At 62.5% G+C, this 1,038-nt stretch carries 2 protein-coding genes; both read left to right on the top strand.

The window, feature by feature from the left end; all coding sequences use genetic code 11:
• Positions 1-120: 120 nt before the first annotated feature.
• Positions 121-468 carry a transposase gene (locus ATC00_RS00015; protein WP_072642843.1) on the top strand — a complete coding sequence of 116 codons (348 nt, stop codon included), beginning with the start codon at positions 121-123 and terminating at the stop codon, positions 466-468.
• Complete coding sequence (gene tnpB, locus ATC00_RS00010) at positions 465-809, top strand: IS66 family insertion sequence element accessory protein TnpB (protein ID WP_010003750.1); 345 nt, start codon at positions 465-467, stop codon at positions 807-809. Before ATC00_RS00015 ends, tnpB begins: the two co-directional genes overlap by 4 nt.
• The last annotated feature ends 229 nt before the right edge of the window (positions 810-1,038 follow it).

The following is a 1,038-nucleotide window of genomic DNA, read 5'->3' as shown; positions in this document are numbered from 1 at the left end:
GTAAGCGGCAAGCAGACCCCGTCTGGCGGAGCGGGTGAGCGGTCAGGTATCGGTAACGGACACGATGAGCTGCTGTGAGCTTCTATGTCTGCACCTAGTTCTGGAACTAGAACCTTCCATATGATCGAAGCCGTTGCCGACCGCCTTGAGGGCGCGCCGCGGCAGCTTCGCCGGCGCTGGTCGGATGAGTTCAAGGCACGGGCGGTGGCGGAGGCATTGGAGCCAGGGGCGAGCGTCTCGGCGATCGCCCATCGGCTCGGCATTCACCCGTCGCAGCTCTTTGGCTGGCGTCGTGCGGTCCTAAACGCTCGGAAGGTTTCCACGGAACCGGGGCGTTGTGAGGTAGTCGCGGCGTATGCTGGCGAAGCGGTGATCGAGGTTGTCATTGGCGACGTGATCGTGCGTGCTCGCGCAGACGTCAGCGAGGCGCACTTGCAACGGGTGATCCGGGCGGTGCGGTCGGCATGATCCCCTCCGGCGTGAAGGTGTTCCTCGCCAGTCATCCGGTCGATTTCCGCAAGGGACCAGACAGCTTGCTGTCGCTGGTGCGGGATGCCGGCAATGATCCGTTCAACGGTGCGCTTTACGTCTTCCGGGCCAAACGGGCGGACAGGGTCAAGATCGTCTGGTGGGATGGCTCTGGGGTCTGCCTTTACGCCAAGCGGTTGGAAAAATCGCAGTTCTGCTGGCCCCGCATCGGTCATAACCGGGTTCAGCTCAACCATGCCCAGCTTCTGGCGCTCATCGATGGCATGGACTGGAAGCGGGTTCGATCTGTGCCGGTGAAGCCGCCGGAGATTGTTGGGTAAAAGCCCTGCGGCGAAGTGAATCAGCAGCCTGAAAGGGCAGGAAAACCGGAGCAAAATGTGCTCTGGTCGAACCGATGACGCCGCCCGATCTCAACCTCCCAGACGACGTTGAAGCGCTGAAAGCCATGGTGCTTGCCATGGCCGAAAAGGCGGCGCGGACCGACGCCCTGGAGAGCGAGGTCGCTGATCTCAAGGCGCGAAACGCCGATGCCGATGAGCGCATCGAGCG

Source organism: Sinorhizobium americanum (assembly GCF_001651855.1).
In the GTDB taxonomy this organism is placed as follows: domain Bacteria; phylum Pseudomonadota; class Alphaproteobacteria; order Rhizobiales; family Rhizobiaceae; genus Sinorhizobium; species Sinorhizobium americanum.
The sequence above is the reverse complement of the archived record's forward strand: the minus strand, read 5'-3'. Positions and strand labels throughout refer to the sequence as shown.